This is a genomic window from Pantoea sp. ICBG 828, from assembly GCF_002928355.1.
In the GTDB taxonomy this organism is placed as follows: domain Bacteria; phylum Pseudomonadota; class Gammaproteobacteria; order Enterobacterales; family Enterobacteriaceae; genus Pantoea; species Pantoea dispersa.
In genome coordinates this window covers 213,797-231,628 of the sequence record NZ_POWN01000006.1, presented here as the reverse complement: position 1 = coordinate 231,628, position 17,832 = coordinate 213,797, and the positions used below count along the sequence as shown (strand labels likewise).

Here is a 17,832-nt window from a genome sequence, read left to right as displayed (position 1 = left end):
AACAACATGCTGGATCAAATACAGGCGCAGCTGGCCGCGCTGAGCAAATCAGAACGCAAAGTGGCAGAACAGATTCTGGCCGCGCCGCAGCAGGCGATGCACTCGAGCATTGCCACGCTGGCACAGGCGGCGCAGGTCAGCGAACCGACGGTGAACCGCTTCTGTCACCGCATGGGCACGCGCGGCTTTCCCGATTTCAAGCTGCAGCTGGCACAGAGTCTGGCCAAAGGACCGAGCTGGGTCAGTCGCGATGTCGAAGAAAATGACAGCGTAGAACGCTACAGCCACAAGATTTTTGATTCCGCGCTGGCGGGACTCAGCCGCGTGCGTCAGCAACTGGATATGCAGGTGGTGGCTCAGGCGGTGCAGGCATTGTCGCAGGCGCATAAAGTAGCCTTCTTTGGTCTGGGCGCCTCGGCGGTGGTGGCGCATGATGCCACCAATAAATTTCTGCGTTTTAATCTGCCGGTCATCTGGTCCGAGGATATTGTGATCCAGCGCATGAGTTGCATAAATAGTGGACCAAATGACGTGTTTGTTCTGATATCGCATACTGGCCGCACCAAAAATATGATAGAACTGGCTCGCCTGGCGCGTGTAAACGCTTCCACCGTGCTGGCTATCACCTCGCCCGGATCGCCGCTGGCAGATGAAGCCACGCTGGCGCTGACGCTGGATGTACCGGAAGATACCGACATCTATCTGCCGATGGTTTCCCGCCTGGCGCAGCTCACCGTGGTTGACGTGCTGGCAACCGGTTTTACCCTGGAGCGCGGTACCGCTTTCCGCGAGAATCTCAAACGGGTAAAAGAGGCGCTGAAAGCGTCGCGCCTCGAAAAGCCGGCGACGGAATCACGCGCACAGCAAAATAATTAACATCACATTCACAATGTGAGTCGAATCACAGCCCCTCGATCATATAGAATGAGTGACCATTGCGTGTCACTTGTGATCGACACGATACTTTGTCAACGGAGTCCTTCATGTCCAGACGTCTCAGAAGAACCAAGATCGTTACAACCCTCGGCCCCGCCACCGATCGCGACAACAACCTCGAAAAAATCATCGCGGCGGGCGCTAACGTTGTGCGACTCAATTTCTCCCACGGCACCCCGGAAGATCATCAACTGCGCGCCGATAAAGTGCGGCAGATTGCGGCCAAACTCGGTCGTCACGTCGCCATTCTCGGCGATCTGCAAGGCCCTAAAATTCGCGTATCAACCTTCAAAGAAGGCAAAGTTTTCCTCAATGTCGGTGACCGCTTCCTGCTGGATGCCAACCTGAGCAAAGGCGAAGGCGACAAAGAGAAAGTCGGTATCGACTATAAAGGCCTGCCGGAAGATGTGGTGCCGGGCGATATCCTGCTGCTGGACGACGGTCGTGTGCAGCTGAAGGTGCTGGAAGTTCAGGGGGTGAAAGTCTTCACCGAAGTGACTGTCGGCGGCCCGCTCTCCAACAATAAAGGCATCAACAAGCTCGGCGGCGGCCTGTCAGCCGAAGCGCTGACTGAAAAAGATAAGCTGGATATCATTACCGCGGCGAAAATTGGCGTCGACTATCTGGCGGTCTCCTTCCCGCGTAACGGCGAAGACATGAACTACGCGCGCCGTCTGGCACGCGATGCCGGCTGCGACGCCAAACTGGTGGCGAAAGTGGAGCGCGCTGAAGCGGTGGCAACGCAGGAAGCGATGGATGACATCATCCTCGCCTCCGACGTGGTGATGGTGGCGCGTGGCGATCTCGGCGTGGAAATTGGCGATCCGGAGCTGGTGGGCATTCAGAAAGCATTGATTCGTCGTGCGCGTCAGCTGAACCGCACCATCATTACTGCTACCCAGATGATGGAGTCGATGATCACAAATCCGATGCCGACCCGCGCGGAAGTGATGGATGTGGCAAACGCCGTGCTGGACGGCACCGATGCGGTGATGCTGTCGGCGGAAACGGCGGCCGGTCAGTATCCGGCGGAAACCGTGTCGGCGATGGCGAAGGTGTGTCTTGGCGCGGAAAAAATTCCAAGCGTGAACGTATCCAAACACCGCCTGGACGTGCAGTTCGACAACATCGAAGAAGCGATTGCCATGTCGGCGATGTACGCCGCTAACCATTTGCAGGGCGTGTCGGCCATCATTACCATGACCGAATCTGGCCGTACCGCACTGATGACGTCGCGCATCACTTCGGGTCTGCCGATCTTCGCAATGTCACGTCATGAACGTACCCTGAACCTGACCGCGCTGTACCGTGGCGTGACGCCGGTGTTCTTTGACAGCAACAACGATGGTGTCGCCGCCGCGCACGATGCAGTTAATCTGCTGCGCGACAAAGGGTTCCTCGTCTCCGGCGATCTGGTGATTGTCACCCAGGGCGACGTGATGGCGACAACCGGCACCACCAACACCAGCCGTGTCCTGCGCGTAGACTGAGTTTTACGCACCTCCTGACAGCGGCTGTAACAACATGGACAAACGCGACTGCCTGGCAGTCGCGTTTTATTTTTCACTGACAAGGAGGCCAGATGGCCCGCTATCAACCCATCAGTCAACTCACCGGGCGCGTGCTGCTGTTTCCGCTCGCGCTGGTGCTGTTTGAGTTCGCGACCTACATCGCCCATGACATGATTCAGCCCGGCATGCTGCTGGTCACCGCCGAGTTTAACGTCGGCCCGGAATGGGTATCCACCTCACTCACTGCCTATCTGATGGGCGGCGTGGTGCTGCAGTGGCTGCTCGGTCCGCTGTCGGATAAATATGGCCGACGTCCGGTGTTGCTGTTCGGCATTCTGTTCTTTGCCGTTGCCTGTGTTCTCACCACCTGGGTGAGCAACATCGAGCAGTTCGTCACGCTGCGCTTTATCCAGGGCATCAGCCTGTGCTTCATTGGCGCAGTAAGCTATGCCGCAGTGCAGGAGGCGTTTGACGAGGCGTTAGCTGTGCGCATGATGGCGCTGATGGCTAACGTGGCACTGCTGGCACCGCTGGCGGGTCCGCTGGCCGGTGCCGCCTGGCTCACGGTGGGCGAATGGCGCAGCATGTTCTGGCTGTTTGCGGTTTGCAGCCTGCTGGCGTTTGTGGTGCTGTGGCGCATCATGCCGGAAACCGCCGGCGATCGCAGCCACTCCATTGCGTTACCGAACCTGGCGCGCGGCTATGGACGGCTGGCACGCGATAAGCAGGTGATGTACGGCTCCTTCGCTATCGGCCTGGTGTTCATCCCGATTCTTACCTGGGTGGCGCTGTCGCCGGTGATTCTGATGCATGAAGAGGGCTTATCCCGCCTGCAGTATGCATTACTGCAATTACCGGTGTTTCTGGCGATGATTGCCGGTAACCTGACGCTGGGTAAACTGGCGGGACGCGTGGCCATCGAGCAACCGGTAAAATTTGCCGCCTGGCCGATTCTGCTCGGCCTGAGCATCGCGCTGGTGGCGAACCTGCTCAACAGCCACAGTTACCTGCTGCTCACCGCCGGCCTTAGCCTGTATGCGTTTGGTGCCGGGATGGTCAACGCCGGGCTGTACCGGTTGACGCTCTATTCCAGCAGCGAAGGCAAAGGCAGCATCGCCGCGATGCTGGGGATGATCAGCATTCTGACGCTGGCGGCAGGGATTGAAGTGGCAAAAAGCGGTTATTTCAGCGGCGGTACGCCGTGGTTCAGCGCAATCAACTTCGTCGCCGGCGTGTTGTGGTTTGGCCTGGTGACGCTGTTCCTGCGCGAGCGCAAGCGGCGCAGTTGCCTGACAAGCGTCGAATGAGTGATGATGAACCGTGCCGGGCGGCACGGTTCAGCACGCGTTAGCTATTTACGCGGGTACAAATCCTTACGCGCGTAAGGCTCAATATCCCCTTCTTTACGCGTCTTCAGCAGTTTGAGAATCCATGTGTACTGCTCCGGATGCGGGCGCACGAAGATTTCCACCTCTTCGTTCATGCGCCGCGCCAGCGTAGTGTCATCGGCATCCAGCAAATCGTCCATCGGCGGGCGCACATAAATCTCCAGCTTGTGCGTCGCGCTGTTATACACCGGGAACAGCGGCACTACGCGCGCGCGGCACACTTTCATCAGACGCCCGACCGCCGGCAATGTCGCTTTATAGGTAGCAAAGAAATCGACAAACTCGCTGTGCTCAGCACCGTGGTCCTGGTCCGGCAGATAGTAGCCGTAATAGCCCTGACGCACCGAGGCGATAAACGGTTTGATGCCGTCGTTGCGCGCGTGCATGCGGCCGCCGAAACGGCGACGGACGGTGTTCCAGATATAATCCATCAGCGGATCGCTTTGATTGTGGAACATCGCCGCCATCATCTGGCCTTCCGAGGCCAGCAGCATCGCCGGAATATCCACGCCCCAGCCGTGTGGCACGAGGAAAATCACGTTCTCATGATTCTCCTGCAGCGCCGTGATGATCTCGCGGCCGTGCCACTCAACGCGCTGGCGCACGCGTTCAGGATTACGCATCCCCAGCTCGGCCATCATCACCATCGCCTGCGGCGCGGTGGCAAACATACGATCAGCAATCTCTTCGCGCTGCGCTTCGCTGAGCTCCGGCAGGCAATAGTAGAGATTGATCAGCGCACGGCGGCGCGCACTTTTCGCCAGCTTGCCGGCAAACTTACCCAGCCCGCCCAGCACCGGATCGCGCACCTTTGCCGGCAGCATCGCCATACCGGCCAGCGCACCAATCGCCAGCCAGCTGCCCCAGTATTTCGGCTTTAAAAAAGAACGTTGAAAAACGGGAATAAACTCACTGTTATTTTTTTTTCGGGTTTCCATGCACTCGCCTCTGACAATGACGGCTCAATAATAGTGACGGCAGGTAATTTTGCAATCTTCACAGGCCAGATAGCAAAAAACCGACGAAGAATCCGTCGGTTTTTGCGCGTTTGCCCGGAAATTAACGTTATTTCAGCGTCAGCTGTGGCAGATAACTCTTCACCTGCGCCAGATAGGTGCTGCGATCTTTACCAGTCAGCCCTTCCATGCGCGGCAGCTTCGCCGTCAGCGGGTTGACCGCCTGGTTGTTGATCCACACTTCATAATGCAGATGCGGTCCGGTGGAGCGGCCGGTGTTACCGGACAGCGCGATGCGATCGCCGCGTTTCACTTTCTGTCCCGGTTTCACCAGCGCTTTGCTGAGATGCATGTAGCGGGTCATGTACTGACGACCGTGACGGATCGCGACGTAGTTGCCAGCGGCTCCGCCGTTTTTCGCGATCACCACTTCGCCATCGCCGACGGCCAGTACAGGCGTACCAATCGGCAGCGCAAAATCGACGCCTTTGTGCGGCGCGATGCGCCCGGTTACCGGATTGAGACGGCGCGGATTGAAGTTTGACGAGACGCGGTACTGTTTCACCGTCGGGAAGCGCATGAAGCCACGCGCAAGACCGGAGCCGTTGCGGTCGTAGAACTTGCCGTCTTCCGCGCGGAACGCGTAGTAATCTTTACCGCCGGTGCGCAGCCGCACGCCGAGCAGCTGGCTCTGCGCACTTTTACCGTCCAGCATCTCGCGCGACATCAGTACGCTAAAGTCATCGCCGGCGCGCAGTTTGCGGAAATCCATCTGCCACTGCATGGCTTTAATCACGCTGCTGGTTTCGGCGCTGGTCAGGCCGGCGCGCTGGGCGCTGGCGGCGAAACTGCCGCGCACTTCGCCTTTCAGGACGCTGTTCTGCCATTCACCCTTCTGCATCTCCTGCTGCATCTTAAAGCTGCCATTCGGCTGACGCGCATAGGTGCGGGTTTCACGCCGATCGATCTCCCAGGTGAAATCCTGCAGCGCGCCATCAGCATCCAGCGTCCAGCTCAGCTGCTGTCCCACGCGCAGATTACGCAAACTCTTGTCGCTGCTGACCAGCGCGTTGATGTCACCGAGATCGATACCGTACTGATTAAGCGCGCTGCTCAGCGTATCGCCTGAGGAAACGGTGTAGTCATGCTGATCGGGATTGACCGGTACGTCTTTGTCGATGTCATCCGACGGTATCTCGTCTTCCGGTTCCGCCGTGGTTTGATCGATCGGTTCACTGGCTTCCGGCAGCAGCGTGCGCAGCTCGTTTTTGTCCAGCGTGATGTCTTTCACGATGGGCGCAACATCGCGGGGATGATAGACGTAAGGCCGCCAGACAGCGACGGCCAGTGTAACAACGGTGAGTGACCCCAGCATAACGCGGTGGGGGCGCGGCAAATTATTAAATGCGAGGGCGACAGAGCGGGCTATCTGCTGCACTTTTACCTATTCCTCTATGCTCCATTCAGGCAGCTCGCATACTGGCTTGACAGCTGTGAGAGGAATTTCACGTAGCTGTCTTTGGTTAAGCTGATTCCCATGCCTAACGGGTCGAGGGTGCCTTTACGCACGCTGGTTCCGCGAGACACGGCATCGATGACCGCCGGCCTGAATTGTGGTTCAGCAAAAACGCAGACTGCTTTCTGCTCAACCAACTGTGTTCGTATTTGATGTAAACGCTGGGCGCCCGGCTGGATCTCAGGATTGACGGTAAAATGACCTAATGGTGATAAACCGTAATGTTTCTCAAAGTAGCTGTAAGCGTCGTGAAAAACGAAATAACCCTTGTTCCGTACCGGCGCGAGTTGTGCGCCAATCCGTTTGTCTGTGTCCGCCAATTGTGCCTCAAACTGCTGCAGGTTGGCGTCAAGTTTGGCTTTGCTTTGCGGCATAAGTTCCAATAATTTTCCATGGATTGCAACAGCAGATTGTTTCGCAATCTCCGGCGACATCCACAGGTGCATATTAAACTCGCCGTGGTGATGATGAGAATGAGACGGGTCCTGGTTCTCAGAATTGTCTGAGTCATGGTCGTGATCGTGACCGTGCTCATGTTCGTCCTCATCTTCACCGCCGCTAATCAATAGCGGTTTTACGCCAGGCAAGGCGGCAATTTCGAGGTTCTTACTGGCCGGTAACTCTCCGGCGGACTTCGTCAGAAAGGCTTCCATCTCCGGACCGGTCCATACGACTAAGTCAGCGTTTTTAATACGTTTTACATCGGATGGACGTAAGGCATAATCGTGCTCTGAGGCACCGTCCGGCAGCAATACTTCAACCGGCGTAATGCCATCGGCAATGGCGGCTGCGATAAATCCGAGAGGCTTGATTGAAGCCACCACCGCAGACTGCGCGGAAAACGTGGTGGCGAGGCTTAACGTCGCCGCAGAAAGGGTAAAAGCCAGGCGCTTTTTATTGTGTAACATAATGCGTCATTCCATCGTGACCAGGTGATGGAATGTGATATTATAACATTCGAAATTCAATGCAACCCGTAAATATCATGTCGTCACTTGTTACACTCGAAAACATTTCGGTGAAGTTTGGCCAGCGCGCGGTGCTGGCAGGCATCAGCCTGTCGCTGCAGCCGGGCAAAATTCTCACCCTGCTGGGTCCCAATGGAGCCGGCAAGTCCACGCTGGTGCGCACGGTACTCGGCCTGCTCACGCCAGACAGCGGCAGCGTCCGCCGCGCGCCGGGGCTGCGTATTGGCTATGTGCCGCAAAAGCTGCACATCGATCCGACGCTGCCGATCAGCGTTGAGCGCTTTATGCGTCTGACGCGCGGCAGTCGCCGTGACGATATTCTGCCGGCGCTGAAGCGGGTTCAGGCCGGCCATCTGCTGCAGTCACCGCTGCAAAAACTGTCTGGCGGCGAAACGCAGCGCGTGCTGCTGGCGCGCGCCCTGCTCAACCAGCCGCAGCTGCTGGTGCTGGACGAACCGACGCAGGGCGTGGATGTTAACGGTCAGGTGGCGCTCTACGATTTGATCGATCAACTGCGACGCGAGCTCAACTGCGGCGTGCTGATGGTGTCGCACGACCTGCATCTGGTGATGGCAAAGACCGACGAAGTGCTGTGCCTCAACCATCACATCTGCTGTTCCGGCACGCCGGAAGCCGTTTCGCAGCATCCGGAATTTATCGCCATGTTTGGCCCGCGCGGCGCACAGCAGCTGGCGATTTACCGCCATCACCATAATCACCGTCACGATTTACAGGGACGCATTGTTCTGCGCAAAGGAAACGGCCCGTCATGATTGAACTGTTATTACCCGGCTGGCTGGGCGGCGTATTGCTGGCCCTGGCGGCCGGTCCGCTCGGCTCTTTTGTCGTCTGGCGCCGCATGTCCTATTTTGGCGATACCCTCGCCCACGCCTCTCTGCTCGGCGTGGCGTTTGGTCTGCTGCTCAACGTGAACCCCTATTATGCGGTGATTCTGGTCACCGTCTGTCTGGCGCTCGGGCTGGTGTGGCTGGAGCGACGCCCGCATCTGGCGATCGATACGCTGTTAGGGATTATGGCGCACAGCGCGCTGTCGCTGGGTCTGGTGGTGGTCAGTCTGATGCAGGGCGTTCGCGTTGATTTGATGGCCTATCTGTTTGGCGATTTGCTGGCGATCACCCCGGATGATTTGTCGCTGATGGCGGGCGGCGTGGCAATCGTGCTGGTGGTGATGGCGTGGCAATGGCGTTCGCTACTGTCGATGACCATCAGTCCGGAGCTGGCGCAGGTGGACGGCGTAAACATTCAGCGTACCCGCCTGATGCTGATGCTGGTAACCGCACTGACCATTGGCGTGGCGATGAAATTTGTTGGCGCACTAATCATTACTTCACTGCTGATCATTCCGGCCGCCACGGCGCGACGCTTCTCGCGTTCGCCAGAACAGATGGCCGGCTTTGCGGTGCTCATCGGCATCATTGCCGTCACCGGTGGCCTGACCTTCTCTGCCAGCTACGACACTCCGGCCGGTCCGTCGGTGGTGCTGTGTGCTGCGGTACTGTTCATTATCAGCATGGCAAAAAAACCGGCGGCGTGACGCCGGTTACTCTTCGCGGCTGATGCCGAAATGCTTATAGGCGTGCTGCGTGGCCATCCGGCCGCGTGGCGTGCGCTGAATAAAGCCCTGCTGGATTAGGAACGGTTCGATAACGTCCTCGATGGTTTCACGCTCCTCACCAATCGCCGCCGCCAGATTATCCAGCCCCACCGGACCGCCCATGAACTTGTCAATGATCGCCAGCAGCAGCTTGCGGTCCATATAGTCGAAGCCCTGATTGTCCACATTGAGCATATCCAGCGCGCTGGCGGCCACTTCGCCACTCATGTTGCCGCTGGCGCGCACTTCGGCGAAGTCACGTACACGGCGCAGCAGGCGGTTGGCGATACGCGGTGTGCCGCGCGCACGACGCGCCACTTCCAGCGCGCCCTCTTCGCTCAGGGTCAGTCCCAGGCAGGCGGCGCTGCGTCCGACGATGTGCTGCAGATCCGGCACATTGTAGAACTCCAGGCGCTGCACAATCCCAAAGCGATCGCGCAGCGGTGAGGTGAGTGAGCCTGCGCGGGTGGTAGCGCCAATCAGGGTGAACGGCGGCAAATCCAGTTTGATCGAGCGCGCTGCAGGTCCGTCACCGATCATGATATCCAGCTGATAATCTTCCATCGCCGGATACAGCACCTCTTCCACTACCGGCGACAGGCGATGAATTTCATCGATAAACAGGACGTCGTGCGGTTCAAGGTTGGTGAGCATCGCCGCCAGGTCACCGGCCTTTTCCAGCACCGGTCCGGATGTGGTGCGCAGATTGACGCCCATCTCATTAGCCACGATGTTGGCCAGCGTGGTTTTGCCCAGCCCGGGCGGACCAAAGATCAGCAGGTGGTCCAGCGCATCGCCGCGCAGTTTGGCGGCCTGGATGAAAATCTCCATCTGCTCGCGCACCTGCGGCTGCCCGACATATTCCGTCAGCAGTTTGGGGCGAATAGCGCGGTCGAGGCTCTCTTCCTCAGTGAAAGAACTGCCCGAGACCAGGCGGTCGGCTTCAATCATGCATTACCTCAAATAGCAGCGCGCAGGGCTTCGCGAATCAGGGTTTCACAATCCGCATCTGGTTTGCCAACCTTGCTGACCATACGGCTGGCTTCCTGCGGTTTATAACCCAGCGCTACCAGCGCCGCAACTGCTTCAGCCTCGGCGTCGTTGTTATCCTGCTGTGCCGACGGCGTGGTCAGGGTAAACGCCGAGTCGCCGCCAAACAGGTCGCCGTGCATGCCTTTGAAGCGATCTTTCATCTCAACCACCAGACGCTCAGCGGTTTTCTTGCCCACGCCCGGCAGCTTCACCAGCGAGGCGATCTCTTCGCGCTCCACCGCCGTGACAAACTGCTGCGCTGACATGCCGGAAAGAATCGCCAGCGCCAGTTTGGGCCCGACGCCGTTGACTTTGATCAGCTCACGGAACAGCGCCCGCTCCTGCTTACTGTTAAACCCGAACAGCAGCTGCGCATCTTCCCGCACCACAAACTGGGTGAAGATAATTGCTTCCTGGTTGATGTCCGGCAGCTCGTAAAAGCAGGTCATTGGCAGGTGCACTTCGTAACCCACACCGTGCGCCTCAATCAGCACCAGCGGTGGCTGTTTTTCCAGAATAATGCCTCGTAAACGACCAATCACCTGAGCAATTCCTTAGTGTATGTGTAAGCGTCTGAATCATCGACCTCCTGCCACACCGCGCTCAACCGCGCGCCTGCTGGAGGTAAAATGTCGGCTATGTATATCATAAAAAAGGCTGGATGCATATCCAGCCTATTGAATGGCCACGCTTTTGCTAACCGGATCGCAAACGTCCGCGCGTCAGCACCAGTTTGCTGTCGCTCATGCGCGCCGCATTCTGGCTGACGTGGCAATGGGTGATGGCGATGGCCAGCGCATCGGCGGCATCCGCCTGCGGATTGGCCGGCAGTTTGAGCAGCGTGCGCACCATGTGCTGCACCTGGCTTTTTTCCGCGCTACCGATGCCGGTTACCGTCTGCTTCACCTGACGGGCCGCATACTCAAACACCGGCAGATCAAGGTTGACTGCTGCGACAATCGCCGCGCCACGCGCCTGCCCCAGCTTGAGCGCCGAATCCGCGTTCTTCGCCATAAACACCTGCTCAATGGCGAAGTAATCCGGCGCGAACTGGGTGATGATTTCGCTGACGCCAGCGTAAATCAGTTTGAGGCGGGAAGGCAGATCGGTGACGTTAGTGCGGATACAGCCGCTGCCCAGATAGCTGAGCTGGCGGCCGGTCTGGCGGATGACACCGTAGCCGGTGACGCGCGAGCCGGGGTCAATCCCGAGTATTATCGCCATAGCGCGTCTCCGTATTGCAGGGGGGTGCGTAACGCCATTACAGCGTTTCCGCTACCTCATCAGAAATTTCACCGTTATGGTAAACTTCCTGCACATCATCACAATCTTCCAGCATGTCGATCAGACGCAGCAGTTTAGGTGCCGTCTCGGCATCCAGTTCCGCTTTGGTTGATGGAATCATCGACACTTCAGCACTGTCGGCTTTCAGACCAGTGGCTTCCAGTGCATCGCGCACGCTGCCCAGCTCTTCCCACGCGGTAAAGACGTCAATCGCGCCATCGTCATAGCTCACGACATCTTCTGCACCCGCTTCCAGCGCCGCTTCCATCACGGCATCTTCGTCCTGGCCTGGTGCGAAGGAGATCACGCCTTTCTTGCTGAACAGGTAAGATACCGAACCGTCGGTGCCGAGGTTACCGCCGGTTTTGCTGAAGGCGTGACGCACTTCGCCCACGGTACGGTTACGGTTATCACTCAGACACTCCACCATGACCGCAGAGCCGCCCGGACCGTAACCTTCATAGATGATGGTTTCCATGTTGCTGTCATCTTCACCGCCGACGCCGCGCGCGATAGCACGGTTCATGGTGTCACGCGTCATGTTGTTGGACAGGGCTTTGTCCATCGCTGCGCGCAGACGCGGGTTGGAGCCGGCATCGCCACCGCCCAGCTTGGCCGCTGTCACCAGCTCGCGAATGATTTTGGTGAAGATTTTACCGCGCTTGGCGTCCTGAGCCGCTTTGCGGTGCTTTGTATTCGCCCATTTACTGTGTCCAGCCATCTTACATATTCTCCGATCTTTAACAGGGTGCAGGCTATCTTGCTGGCAATCTTGTTCCCCGGCAGTGCGCGCAATCCTCACGTACTCATGTACGCTCCGGTTGCTGTGCGCTGGCGGTGAACAACCTTGCTGCGCTGATGACGCCTGACTGTTCTATTTTAGCGGTGCAAATCTTTCGACTTACACCGTATGTCTGTAATTTAACGAAAAACCACCGGTAAAACGCGCGGTGGCGGGCATTCAGATAAATTCGTCGATTGCCTGACGATTACTCCACGAGCGGGTTAGTGCGGCGGCGGCGGCCGGTGTCAGCCACTGTGCGGCGAGGTGCTCGCTCAGCACTGGCTGGCGTTCGGCGGGCAGCGCCAGCCGGAACCAGTGTTCCCGGTTATGCGTGATGCCCGGCGCATAACGATGGCGATAGTGCGGAAAGATCTCAAACTCAATCTGTTTGTGGCAATCTTCCAGCACCAGCCCCTCTGCGGCGATATCAATCGCCAGCTCTTCAGCCACTTCGCGCTGCGCCGTTTGCGCCGGCGTTTCGCCCGGCTCCAGGCTGCCGGTAACCGACTGCCAGAAGCTGGGGTCATCGCGCCGCTGCAGCATTAACACCCGGCCGGTATCTTGCGCAAAAATCACCACCAGCACCGATACCGGGTGTTTATAGCCCATTATTTCGTCTCTGGAGTGACTTTCTTCGGCGCGATCTGGATACCGAGGTCCGCCAGCGCCGCCGGATTGGCTTCGCTTGGTGCTTCGGTCATCAGACAGGCCGCCGCGGTGGTTTTCGGGAACGCAATCACATCGCGGATATTATCGGTGCCGGTCAGCAGCATGGTCAGACGGTCAAGACCGAATGCCAGACCTGCGTGCGGCGGGGTACCGAACTTCAGCGCATCCAGCAGGAAGCCAAACTTCTCACGCTGCTCTTCTTCGCTGATGCCCAGAATGCTAAACACCGTCTGCTGCATATTGCCGCTGTGGATACGCACCGAACCGCCGCCCACTTCATAACCGTTGATCACCATATCGTAGGCGTTCGCCACCGCCTGCGTCGGATCGGCCGCCAGCTGTTCCGCCGTCAGCGCTTTTGGCGAGGTGAACGGATGGTGCATCGCCGCCAGGCCGCCCTCGTCGTCCTCTTCGAACATCGGGAAGTCGACCACCCACAGCGGGGCCCAGGCTTTATCATTGGTGATTTGCAGATCACGGCCCACTTTCAGGCGCAGTGCACCCAGCGCATCCGCCACCACTTTGGCGCGGTCGGCGCCGAAGAAGATCAGGTCGCCGTCCTGCGCGTCGGTACGCTGCAGAATAGCTTCAACGATCTCCGGCGTCAGGAATTTGGCCACCGGGCTCTGTACGCCATCGAAACCGCTGGCGCGCGCATTGATCTTCATCCACGCCAGACCTTTGGCACCGTAAATGCCGACAAAGCTGCCGTATTCGTCGATTTGCTTACGCGTCAGCGCGGCACCGCCCGGCACGCGCAGCGCCGCAACGCGCCCTTTCGGGTCGTTTGCCGGGCCGGCGAACACCTGGAATTCAACGCTTTTCAGCAGGTCAGCAACGTCTACCAGCTCCATTGGGTTACGCAGGTCTGGCTTATCGGAGCCGTAACGATTCATCGCTTCGGCGAAGGTCATCTGCGGGAAGTCACCGAGGTCGACGCCTTTGATGTCCAGCCACAGTTCACGGATCATCTGCTCCATCACGCTGCGCACCTGCTCAGCGCTCATGAACGAGGTTTCCACGTCGATCTGGGTGAACTCCGGCTGACGGTCTGCACGCAGGTCTTCGTCACGGAAGCATTTGACGATCTGATAGTAGCGGTCAAAACCAGACATCATCAGCAGCTGTTTAAACAGCTGCGGTGACTGCGGCAGCGCGTAGAATTTACCTTTGTGCACCCGGCTCGGCACCAGGTAGTCACGCGCGCCTTCCGGCGTGGCTTTGGTCAGCATCGGGGTTTCGATGTCGAGGAAGCCTTCACCGTCCATAAAGCGGCGCACAAAGCTGGTAATTCTGGCACGGGTTTTCAGACGCTGCGCCATTTCCGGACGACGCAGGTCAAGGTAGCGATAGGTCAGACGCGCTTCTTCGCTGTTGGTCTGGTTAGAGTCCAGCGGCAGCGGTTCTGCGCGGTTGATGATGTTCAGCTCATGGGCGAACACTTCGATGTCACCGGTGGCCATGTCGCTGTTGCGGTTTTTCTCTTCACGCGCACGCACAGTACCGGTGATCTGGATACAGAATTCATTACGCAGTTCAGACGCCAGCTGGAAAGCCTGTTGATGATCGGCATCGAAAAACACCTGCGCGATGCCTTCGCGGTCACGCATATCGATAAAAATCAGGCTGCCGAGATCGCGACGGCGATTGACCCAGCCGCAGAGAGTAACTTGCTGACCCACATGAGACAGATTGAGCTGTCCGCAATATTCTGTACGCATAACGTATCCTTTTAACTTCGCCGCTGCTGCCAGACAGCATCAGGCCGCGTAACCTTCTGAGATGCTGCCGCAAAAAAGGCGGCTATTATAATGGAAAATGGCAGGCAGGATAAGCAGATCCCGCGCAAAGCGGACAAATCGTCAGCGTTTGCCGCGCGATCGGTTCCTGCCCGTGGCAAAACCGGGTAACGTACGGCGCATTTTCTGCGCCACAGCAGGCAGGAGCAGTTTTGACACTTCGTATTGGATTACCGCAGTGGCAGCACGCCAACTGGAGAGTATTGGGTATCGAAACCCTGGCGGATTACGCCCGGCTGTTCGGCTGCGTCGAAGGCAACACCACGCTTTACGCGCTGCCCAAACCGGAAGTGGTGCAGCGCTGGTATGACATGACTGACGACGCCTTTCGCTTCTGCTTTAAATTTCCTGACACCATCAGCCACAAAGCGGCGCTGAAGAACTGCGATGAGCTGGTGAATGAATTTCTGCGCCTGCTGGATCCGCTCAGCCAGCGCATCGGCCAGTACTGGCTGCAGCTGCCCGCCGCTTTTTCACCGGCGCAGCTGACAGATTTATGGGCGTTTCTTGATCGCCTGCCGCGCAGCTTTCACTATGGCGTGGAAGTGCGCCATGCGGCCTTTTTTGCTAAAGGCGAAGCCGAGCGCGCGCTGAATCGCGGCCTGCATCAGCGCGGGGTAAATCGGGTGATTCTCGACAGCCGTCCGGTGCACGCCTCTGCCTCGCTCAGCCCGGCCGCCGTGCATGCGCGCGCGCAAAAGCCGCGCGTGCCGACGCACGCGGTGCGCACTGCCGGACAGCCGATGGTGCGCTTTATCGGCAGCGACAGCGTGGAGGAGAGCCTGCCGCTGTTTGATGTCTGGCAGCAAAAACTGGCGGACTGGCAGCACGACAGCGACCCGCTGCTGTTCATCCACACGCCGGATATGGGCGCGGTGTTTCCGCTGCTGCAGGCGCTGTGGCCGCAGCTGCAACAGCTGGAGCCGACGCTGCGCCCGCTGCCCGCCTGGCCACAGCAATCCAGCCTGTTCTAAAAGCAGGGAAACGGGTGCAGCCTGCAGCAGTTTCTGCCAGAATAGCGCCCTTTCCGTTTTCTCTCCGGATAATTCATTATGTCTGACCGCGATACGCTATTCTCCGCGCCCATCGATAAACTGGGCGACTGGACCTTTGACGAGCGCGTGGCTGAAGTCTTTCCCGATATGATTCAGCGCTCGGTGCCGGGTTACTCCAACATCATTTCGATGATTGGCATGCTGGCAGAACGCTTTGTGCAGCCCAACAGCCAGGTTTACGATCTCGGCTGCTCGCTGGGCGCGGCCACGCTGGCGGTGCGCCGCAATATTCAGGCACCGGGTTGCCAGATTATTGCCGTCGATAATTCGCCGGCGATGGTGGAACGCTGCCGCCGTCACATCGACGCCTTCCGCGCCGCTACGCCGGTGCAGGTGCTGGAAGCGGATATCCGCGATATCCACATCGAAAACGCCTCACTGGTGGTGCTCAACTTTACCCTGCAGTTCCTTGAGCCGGACGCGCGCCTGACGCTGCTGCAGAAAATCGCCGCCGGCCTCAATCCGGGCGGTGCGCTGGTGCTGTCGGAAAAGTTCAGCTTTGAAGATGCCGACGTCGGCGAACTGCTGTTCAACATGCACCACGACTTTAAGCGCGCCAACGGCTACAGCGAGCTGGAGATCAGCCAGAAGCGCAGCATGCTGGAGAACGTGATGCTGACGGACAGCGTGGAAACGCATAAAGCCCGTCTGAAAAGCGCTGGCTTTGCCCACGCCGAGCTGTGGTTCCAGTGCTTTAACTTTGGCTCACTGGTGGCGTTGAAATGATTGATTTTGGCCGTTTTTATCAGCAAATCGCCACCGGTCCGCTCGCCAGCTGGCTGGAAGTGTTGCCGGCGCAGGTCGCCGCCTGGCAGCGTGAAAACCTGCACGGACATTTTCGCAACTGGGAGAAGTCGGTCGACAATCTGCCGCTGCTGGTGCCGCAGCAGCTCGATCTGCTGCACAGCGTCAGCGCGCAGCATGACGCGTTAACCGATCGCCAGCGCGCCGGCATCGAAAAGCTGCTGCGTAACCTGATGCCGTGGCGCAAAGGACCGTTTTCGCTCTACGGCTGCGACATCGACACCGAATGGCGCTCCGACTGGAAGTGGGACCGCGTGCTGCCGCATATCTCTTCGCTGGCCGGTCGAACCGTGCTGGATGTGGGCTGCGGCAGCGGTTATCACATGTGGCGTATGATTGGTGCCGGCGCACAGCTGGTGGTCGGTATCGATCCGATGCAGCTGTTCCTGTGCCAGTTCGAAGCGGTGCGTAAGCTGCTGGGTGACGATCGCCGTGCGCATCTGCTGCCGCTGGGCATTGAGCAGCTACCGGCGCTGCAGGCGTTCGATACCGTGTTCTCCATGGGCGTGCTCTATCACCGACGTTCGCCGCTCGACCATCTGCTGCAGCTGAAAAATCAGCTGGTCAGCGACGGCGAACTGGTACTGGAAACACTGGTGATTGAAGGCGATGAAAACGCGGTGCTGGTGCCGGGTGAACGCTACGCGCAGATGCGCAACGTTTACTTCATTCCGTCTGCGGCGGCGCTGAAAAACTGGCTGGAGAAGTGCGGTTTTGTTGATGTGCGCATCGCCGATTACGCCATCACCTCGGTGGAAGAGCAGCGTCGCACCGATTGGATGACCAGCGAATCGCTGGCGGAGTTCCTCGATCCGCACGACAGCAGCAAAACGATTGAAGGCTATCCCGCCCCGCTACGTGCCGTGCTGGTGGCGCGTAAACCGTAACGCTTAACGCCGCGACAGCGCCAGCTTCGCGGCGAAACCAATAAACACGCAGCCGGTCAGGCGATCCATCACTTTTAACACTGCCGGATGGCGCAGATGACCAGCAAAGTACTGGCTGCCGCTAATCAATACCGCGTTCCACACTAAGCCAATCACCATGTGGGTGAGCGCCATCAGTGTGCACCACAGCGCCACCGATCCGCCGGCCGGGATAAACTGCGGCAGGAAAGTGACGTAAAAGACCCCGACTTTGGGATTGAGCAGGTTACCGGTCAGGCCACGCGCAAAGCAGGTCAGATAGCGCTCTTCCCGCTTTTGCCCCTCCTGCCCGCTGGCCACCGTGCTGCGCGGGTTAAGCAGCAGTCTGACGCCGAGATACAGCAGGTACACGGCACCGATGCCTTTCAGCAGGTTATAAGCCATTTCCGAAGCCAGCAGCAGCGCGCCTAAGCCCAGCCCGACCGCCACGCCCCACACCAGACAGCCGAGCGTAACGCCCAATGCCGTCGCCGAGGCACGCTGCCAGCCCTGCGCAGCCGCCGAACGCAGCACCAGCGCGGTATCGAAGCCGGGCGTCAGCGTAAGCAGGGTAATGGCGAAAAGGAATGAAATAATCAGTGTCATGATG

18 protein-coding genes are annotated in these 17,832 nt (G+C 58.6%); 8 read left to right on the top strand and 10 right to left on the bottom strand.

The features are described 5' to 3' along the window. Positions 1-6 precede the first annotated feature (6 nt). The 3 genes from C1Y43_RS16550 (at position 7) to C1Y43_RS16540 (ending at position 3,754) form a co-directional block, all read left to right on the top strand. Entirely contained in the window at positions 7-876 is an 870-nt protein-coding gene (locus C1Y43_RS16550) for a MurR/RpiR family transcriptional regulator (RefSeq protein WP_104189036.1), read from the top strand. Between the two features lie 107 nt (positions 877-983). Then, on the top strand, positions 984-2,426 hold the full coding sequence (gene pyk / locus C1Y43_RS16545; RefSeq protein ID WP_021509977.1) for a pyruvate kinase: 1,443 nt from the start codon (positions 984-986) through the stop codon (positions 2,424-2,426). A 92-nt stretch (positions 2,427-2,518) separates the two neighbouring features. Further along, entirely contained in the window at positions 2,519-3,754 is a 1,236-nt protein-coding gene (locus C1Y43_RS16540; protein ID WP_104188968.1) for an MFS transporter, read from the top strand. A gap of 44 nt (positions 3,755-3,798) precedes the next feature. Here the strand turns inward: C1Y43_RS16540 and lpxM are convergent, their stop codons facing one another. The 3 genes from lpxM to znuA form a co-directional block, all read right to left on the bottom strand. Then, the gene (gene lpxM, locus C1Y43_RS16535) at positions 3,799-4,773 is read right to left on the bottom strand and encodes a lauroyl-Kdo(2)-lipid IV(A) myristoyltransferase (RefSeq protein WP_058771224.1); all 975 of its coding nucleotides are present in this window, start codon (positions 4,771-4,773) and stop codon (positions 3,799-3,801) included. A gap of 127 nt (positions 4,774-4,900) precedes the next feature. After that, positions 4,901-6,229, bottom strand: a complete 1,329-nt coding sequence (gene mepM / locus C1Y43_RS16530) for a murein DD-endopeptidase MepM (protein ID WP_031280193.1) — start codon at positions 6,227-6,229, stop codon at positions 4,901-4,903. Positions 6,230-6,243: 14 nt separating this feature from the next. Further along, positions 6,244-7,215, bottom strand: a complete 972-nt coding sequence (gene znuA, locus C1Y43_RS16525) for a zinc ABC transporter substrate-binding protein ZnuA (protein WP_104188966.1) — start codon at positions 7,213-7,215, stop codon at positions 6,244-6,246. Between the two features lie 77 nt (positions 7,216-7,292). On the opposite strand from znuA, the gene znuC reads away from it, so the two are divergent. Together znuC and znuB are read left to right on the top strand one after the other, a co-directional pair. After that, positions 7,293-8,048, top strand: coding sequence for a zinc ABC transporter ATP-binding protein ZnuC (gene znuC / locus C1Y43_RS16520; RefSeq protein WP_058774752.1), 756 nt, complete (start codon positions 7,293-7,295; stop codon positions 8,046-8,048). Beyond that, on the top strand, positions 8,045-8,830 hold the full coding sequence (znuB, locus tag C1Y43_RS16515; RefSeq protein WP_021509971.1) for a zinc ABC transporter permease subunit ZnuB: 786 nt from the start codon (positions 8,045-8,047) through the stop codon (positions 8,828-8,830). The genes znuC and znuB overlap by 4 nt, the downstream gene beginning before the upstream one ends. 6 nt (positions 8,831-8,836) lie before the next feature. On the opposite strand, the gene ruvB is transcribed toward znuB, so the two are convergent. The 6 genes from ruvB to aspS all read right to left on the bottom strand — a co-directional run bounded on the left by ruvB (position 8,837) and on the right by aspS (position 14,380). Further along, a complete protein-coding gene (gene ruvB, locus C1Y43_RS16510; protein WP_021509970.1) occupies positions 8,837-9,841 on the bottom strand; it encodes a Holliday junction branch migration DNA helicase RuvB in 1,005 nt (334 codons plus the stop codon). An 8-nt stretch (positions 9,842-9,849) separates the two neighbouring features. Further along, entirely contained in the window at positions 9,850-10,464 is a 615-nt protein-coding gene (gene ruvA / locus C1Y43_RS16505) for a Holliday junction branch migration protein RuvA (RefSeq protein ID WP_021509969.1), read from the bottom strand. Positions 10,465-10,618: 154 nt separating this feature from the next. Then, a complete protein-coding gene (gene ruvC / locus C1Y43_RS16500; protein WP_021509968.1) occupies positions 10,619-11,146 on the bottom strand; it encodes a crossover junction endodeoxyribonuclease RuvC in 528 nt (175 codons plus the stop codon). A gap of 37 nt (positions 11,147-11,183) precedes the next feature. Continuing rightward, positions 11,184-11,927: a YebC/PmpR family DNA-binding transcriptional regulator gene (locus tag C1Y43_RS16495; RefSeq protein WP_021509967.1), complete on the bottom strand. Its 744-nt coding sequence runs from the start codon at positions 11,925-11,927 to the stop codon at positions 11,184-11,186. A gap of 240 nt (positions 11,928-12,167) precedes the next feature. Beyond that, entirely contained in the window at positions 12,168-12,599 is a 432-nt protein-coding gene (gene nudB, locus C1Y43_RS16490) for a dihydroneopterin triphosphate diphosphatase (RefSeq protein WP_059009760.1), read from the bottom strand. Continuing rightward, the gene (aspS, locus tag C1Y43_RS16485; protein ID WP_058757509.1) at positions 12,599-14,380 is read right to left on the bottom strand and encodes an aspartate--tRNA ligase; all 1,782 of its coding nucleotides are present in this window, start codon (positions 14,378-14,380) and stop codon (positions 12,599-12,601) included. Before aspS ends, nudB begins: the two co-directional genes overlap by 1 nt. A gap of 230 nt (positions 14,381-14,610) precedes the next feature. Here aspS and C1Y43_RS16480 point away from each other — a divergent pair, with 230 nt between their 5' ends. From C1Y43_RS16480 to cmoB, 3 genes are all read left to right on the top strand, one after another. Further along, positions 14,611-15,432, top strand: coding sequence for a DUF72 domain-containing protein (locus C1Y43_RS16480; protein ID WP_104188964.1), 822 nt, complete (start codon positions 14,611-14,613; stop codon positions 15,430-15,432). Between the two features lie 78 nt (positions 15,433-15,510). Next, complete coding sequence (cmoA, locus tag C1Y43_RS16475; protein ID WP_058757507.1) at positions 15,511-16,239, top strand: carboxy-S-adenosyl-L-methionine synthase CmoA; 729 nt, start codon at positions 15,511-15,513, stop codon at positions 16,237-16,239. Next, positions 16,236-17,204 (top strand): tRNA 5-methoxyuridine(34)/uridine 5-oxyacetic acid(34) synthase CmoB, encoded by a 969-nt coding sequence (gene cmoB / locus C1Y43_RS16470; protein WP_021509962.1) that lies wholly within the window; start codon positions 16,236-16,238, stop codon positions 17,202-17,204. The genes cmoA and cmoB overlap by 4 nt, the downstream gene beginning before the upstream one ends. Before the next feature lie 3 nt (positions 17,205-17,207). Here cmoB and C1Y43_RS16465 read toward each other — a convergent pair whose 3' ends face one another. Then, positions 17,208-17,828, bottom strand: a complete 621-nt coding sequence (locus tag C1Y43_RS16465; protein ID WP_104188962.1) for a LysE family translocator — start codon at positions 17,826-17,828, stop codon at positions 17,208-17,210. Positions 17,829-17,832 lie beyond the last annotated feature (4 nt).